We start from the raw sequence: 4,811 nt of genomic DNA, 5'->3' as shown, positions 1-4,811 counted from the left end.
TCAATGCTTTTGTTTCTGCTATCTACCATGCATTCTCCCAATCGCATCTTCTCGGCTCTGACTTACAACTCTCTGGAGTATCTAGAGAACAAGCAAGGCAAGACTTTGAGACTACATTGGGGGAACACAGCGATATTGTGGCGGCAGCGATCGCCGGAGCATACGGCAGCGCTTTGATGATGCTAACCCAAGACTCAATCGAGACCTACCGCAATCTAGATATCGTGGTACAACTGCGACTCAGCGCAACGAGTCCACTCCCAGAAGAACTAGACCGTATCCTCAAGTTCCAGCAGGCGGGATTGTTGTCGAAGGCAACGGCGATGAGTTTGTCGGGATTTGTGGAAGATACGGACTCTGAACTCGCACTTTTAGCTGATGAAGAACGCGATCGCACCGTAGTAGAAGATACAAGCAATTTACTTGTATCGGGAATCATTGACCAACAGACGGCAGAAGCTACCTTGCGATCGCGTCGGGTGCTAGCGGGGGATACAACCAGTGTAGACAGAAGCGGGGAGGTATTAAATGGCAACTGAGGAAGCATTTATTCCCAAGGGCGATCTCATACCCTTAAAGGAATTAACCGACTATACCGATAATGGCGAAGTAGCAATTACTAGGGGCGACGTGGAGAGAGCGATCGCTACATCAGTTGAGGAGTTGCAGAAGTTTTTAGAGGCTCGGCAAAAGAAAAAATAGCTATCTGTCCTGCCACTCTACCCAAGTATCTCCATCTGCTGATATCTCAATACAACCGCGATCGCTTCTTGAAAACCTTGCCGCCACGCTATTAGCAGGGCTTGCTTTGCGCCACAAGGTAAACTGCGCGTTTCTATCCAAGACTTTTTCGCTCTTTGACGGCTCAAACCGCTTTTTGAGCGCGTCCATTAGGTAGGCAGCAATATTACTGACTTTGCCCTTGGCTACTGCTTTTTTGACTACTGCGATCGCATTGTCAAACACTTCTGGTTCTGCTTTTTCTATCTCTGCTGCCAATGCTGGAAATATCTTATCTACACCCAGCGTCTCTACTTGTTTTATTTTCTCCTCAGAAATTATCGACTGATTGTTTTCAGGATATCTAGGCTGGACTTCTATATTGTTTGTTTGCAAAGAAGCAACAACATTTTCTGCGTTGTTGCTATTTATTTCTTTATTTAAATCTATATAATATGCGGGGTCTTTTTTCTCCTCTAGCGTAGTAACTTTACTCTGCTGGAGTGGTAAATTTACTTCACTAGCGCAGTCAAAATTCCCCACCTTGTCTAACAATACAGCCTCATCAATCTTGTAACTGTAGGCTGTATCGCAAGCAAAAAGCTTGATTAACGTGTCTCTAACTAACACGCCCATCTCAACCAATTTCTTTAAGTGGGTAGCAATAGTTTTTTTGCAGTAACCAAGACTATCTGCTAAGTAAGAAGCAGACAATCGTACCCAGTCAGGTCTTTGCTTGCTGCGGTTAGTTTTAATCCAACCATCGATAAACGAAAGTATGTCTGCTTGGCATTTGTTTTTAAACGCCGCTAAGTATTCTCTAAGGACGTTTTTAGGATGGCATACTGCGCCAAGGAAAGCTGATTTAAAGTTTTGGTGTGTCATGATTGTATTGGAATATTTAAGATACGCCCCACCGCATTTAATGGATGCGGTGGGGATTTACTTAGAACGGTGCAACGCAGTCGCCAGTCTGCCTAGATATTTCTTGGGCGCGGTATCGCCATACGCCCATCACATACCCGCTCAAGTATTCGTAGTTGTCGTGCTGTGGGTACGTCCCCTCGTAACCGTCGCTCTCGCCAGCGATGCGGTATATTACAGCGATCGCATCTTGCTCTTCAATGCGTTCTTGATCTAAAACTAAATCATGTGTCATCATTGTGTTATCTCGCTATTACGTGAGTTAGCGGACAGTCATTAGGGTTCCAATCTCGTGCTGTTCCGCCTTCAATCTTATTGTATCACCTCAATAGCACGTTAACAAACTGTTGAGCGTTAAAATAAATTAGTATATCTTATGTTTGTGCTGGCGGGTTATGGCGAATTATAAAGGCAATCCTGATTTTGGAACTAAGTACCGTTTTGACAACGGTAGAAAACAGCCTTTGTCAGAACAGGTAGCCACAAGAGTAGACGCAGAAACAAAAATGCGTCTTTCTGAAATTGCAGAACAAAAGAATTGCACAGTAGGAGATTTAATGCGTGCAGCGATTGATGAGTATTTGGCAAGCAGAAATAAAAGCGCGGCATAAGTGACATCTTTCCTAGTCGGCAGTGCGCCCCAAACAGTAACTTACGATCGCCGCGTCGGAAAATATAGAGATGGTACAGGTAAATTCGTCTCAAGGGCGACTGTTTTACGTTTGGTAGACCAAGAGAGCGATCGCCTCGCCACCCGCATGAAAGCCCACGCACGTTTATTGACTGATGGGCGGATAGATATACCAGAGTTTCAGAAGCGGGCAGCAGAGGACTTGAAGCTATCAGCAATCCGCAGCACAATTTTAGGCTCAGGCGGTCGATCGCAGGCGACGAATCAGGCTTACGGTAGTACAGGTAGACTACTGCGAGAGCAATACCAATTTCTCGATGGATTTGCGCGTGACTTGGCTGCGGGGAAATTGAGCAAGGCACAAGCCATTCAAAGAGCCTCTCTTTACGGTGCAAGTACCAGAAGCGCATTCCACACTGCTGAGAAAATAGCTAGGGGGCGTGAAGGTTTTATTGAAGCGAAGCGATCGCTCGATCCTAGCGCTGCTCACTGCCCTCAATGCCTCTCTTATAGCACTTCTGGGCAATGGAAGCCATTAAATGAAGTGACGATGCCTACAGTAAATTGCGAATGCTCTCAGTTTTGTAGGTGTTTAGTAATTTTTCGGAAACGCCTTGCTTGAGCTATATTTAATATGTCATCAACCGCTTGCAGAATATGGATTACGCCGAGGCACTAAGACAAATTGAAAGCCTAGAAAATGGCAACGAATTAATTAGTGCAATCAAGGGTAGAGTTGATGGCATTCTCGAAGAAAAACGCCGCGCTGTAAGTAGCAGTAGTACAGAGCGCGATCGCGCCTCCCAATTAGAAAATATAGTAGACCAAATATTTAAGCTAACTGGCGCAGAAGGCGACAACCCCGTAGCTAAAACCCAGTCTTTTACAACTAAATACAACTCATTACTATCAGAATCTTCTAACAATCAAAAAACTATATCTGCTCTAGAAGCTGCCAAAAATGCAGCAGAGCAAGCCAAGAACGAAGCCGAAACAAAACTTATTGAAGCAGATAGAAATATTAAAGTGACTGAGGCAGCGATCGCATCTAAAGCTAATCCAAACGTACTGAAAAAGTTACTGACAGACAACCAATTAAGTTTAGAAGTAAGTGGGGAGGATAATAGTAAACAGGTACTTGTCGTTAATGGCGATACAAAGTTACCATTAACTGAGTTTGCCCAAAGTAATTGGGCTGATTTCCTCCCATCTCTGTTTCCGAGTAGTGGTTCTACGCCACCAAAACCGCCTTCTCCACTTCCTGGTGGTAGTCCAGGGGGACAGAAGAAAGAGAATCCCGATCCAGTAAAAAGCTATATTGCTGCTTCTGGATTTGGACTAAAAGCAAAAACTACTGGGTAGCTTGCAATAAAAATGAGAACAAATTGTTCTCAAAAAACACTGCTCTTGGAGAGCAAACCATAGTCCAGGGGACGAAGGCAAGTCACAAGTCACAAGTCGCAAGTATGACTTGACCCCTAATGGCAAATCCTTATTACACAAAACCTCGAATTCACTTCGGGGACTATCAACCAATCTCGCCTCAGTGGTCGGGAACTCCCCAGCACCAGCCTAAAGTATTAGTGCCTGGGGGCGGTCATTTAAATGCAAGTGCCTTTACAGCTTCGTCCAACGCCACGCCGATTACGGTGGCGGCAGCAGGGGCGGCAGCGGGTGCGACTACTATTCCATTACAGAGTGCGATCGCATCTTCTATCCCTAGTGGCAAGATATTGGATTTCACTGGCGCAGGTAAGTTTGCCAAGTTGACGGCTGCCGCAGCAGAAGGCGCGACAAGCATAACTGTTGAAGCCCTGCCTCAAGCTTTAGTCAGTGGCGATATGGCTTATTACAGCATGGGCGACTATCTACTTGTGCAGTCCGGCACTTTAGTAGGGCGTACTTATGCCGAGCGCGATGCGGGGATTGGTTATGGTCCCTATGCTACAGGAGACGAGGAAGCGCACCTATTATTTTTCGACGTGCATAATGCGCTAATAGACAATGAGGCAGAGTTGTACATGGCTAAGTCCAATAATGTAGTTTACGAGAACTTCCTACCCAACTGGACTAGCTTATCAACAGAAATAAAGACATTTATCAGGGCAAACTATAACTGCCTAATAGGAGTAGCGTAAGATGGCAGACATTTTTGCACTCCACAGGGAAATCGTAGAAGAAGGGCATTTAGAAACTTTAGCTCGCGATCCTCGCATCCAGTTTGGTACTCCTGCTCGCCGCTACATCGGCGCAGAGATATTGCCCGATCGCCCCGTAACAGAAAACCAATTCACCGAATCAGATATCCGCTATTTTACAAGTCCTGCTAACGATGCGACTCGTTACTCCGAGCCGCAAATGAAGCAAGTAGCGCAGGCGGCGACATTTGATGTCAAACTTGGCGAACTCGATATTGCCGCCCAGCTAACAGGCAGAGATTTTGACAATATCCGTAAGATAGCGACTTCTAACCCAACGGGAGCCAAAAACCAGTTAATCGCTTGGTTAAATACTGGGCTTAATTTATCTTTGGTTG

General features: G+C 45.5%; 8 protein-coding genes and 1 pseudogene. 7 read left to right on the top strand and 2 right to left on the bottom strand.

All coding sequences use genetic code 11. The features are described 5' to 3' along the window. Together ACRC32_RS12070 and ACRC32_RS12065 are read left to right on the top strand one after the other, a co-directional pair. Positions 1–539 (top strand): hypothetical protein (locus ACRC32_RS12070; protein WP_438554187.1); only part of this gene is annotated, 539 nt, incomplete at its 5' end. Then, on the top strand, positions 529–702 hold the full coding sequence (locus ACRC32_RS12065) for a hypothetical protein (protein WP_438554186.1): 174 nt from the start codon (positions 529–531) through the stop codon (positions 700–702). The genes ACRC32_RS12070 and ACRC32_RS12065, both read left to right, overlap by 11 nt. Here the strand turns inward: ACRC32_RS12065 and ACRC32_RS12060 are convergent, their stop codons facing one another. Further along, positions 703–1,605, bottom strand: a complete 903-nt coding sequence (locus ACRC32_RS12060; RefSeq protein WP_438554185.1) for a hypothetical protein — start codon at positions 1,603–1,605, stop codon at positions 703–705. A gap of 61 nt (positions 1,606–1,666) precedes the next feature. Further along, positions 1,667–1,882: a hypothetical protein gene (locus ACRC32_RS12055; protein ID WP_438554184.1), complete on the bottom strand. Its 216-nt coding sequence runs from the start codon at positions 1,880–1,882 to the stop codon at positions 1,667–1,669. A gap of 157 nt (positions 1,883–2,039) precedes the next feature. On the opposite strand from ACRC32_RS12055, the gene ACRC32_RS12050 reads away from it, so the two are divergent. From ACRC32_RS12050 to ACRC32_RS12030, 5 genes and pseudogenes are all read left to right on the top strand, one after another. Beyond that, complete coding sequence (locus ACRC32_RS12050; RefSeq protein WP_438554183.1) at positions 2,040–2,255, top strand: CopG family transcriptional regulator; 216 nt, start codon at positions 2,040–2,042, stop codon at positions 2,253–2,255. Then, complete coding sequence (locus ACRC32_RS12045) at positions 2,256–2,897, top strand: hypothetical protein (protein WP_438554182.1); 642 nt, start codon at positions 2,256–2,258, stop codon at positions 2,895–2,897. It abuts the gene before it with no gap. 35 nt (positions 2,898–2,932) lie between these two features. Then, on the top strand, positions 2,933–3,637 hold the full coding sequence (locus ACRC32_RS12040) for a hypothetical protein (protein WP_438554181.1): 705 nt from the start codon (positions 2,933–2,935) through the stop codon (positions 3,635–3,637). Positions 3,638–3,756: 119 nt separating this feature from the next. Further along, positions 3,757–4,413, top strand: a complete 657-nt coding sequence (locus ACRC32_RS12035; protein WP_438554180.1) for a hypothetical protein — start codon at positions 3,757–3,759, stop codon at positions 4,411–4,413. 1 nt (position 4,414) lies between these two features. Next, a pseudogene (locus ACRC32_RS12030) lies at positions 4,415–4,811 on the top strand (major capsid protein); the annotation flags it as partial.

The sequence above is a fragment of the Chroococcidiopsis sp. genome (genome assembly GCF_051657925.1).
Classification (GTDB): Bacteria; Cyanobacteriota; Cyanobacteriia; order Cyanobacteriales; family Chroococcidiopsidaceae; genus Chroococcidiopsis.
Note: the sequence above shows the minus strand (reverse complement) of the source record. Positions and strands in the feature narration are given on the sequence as shown.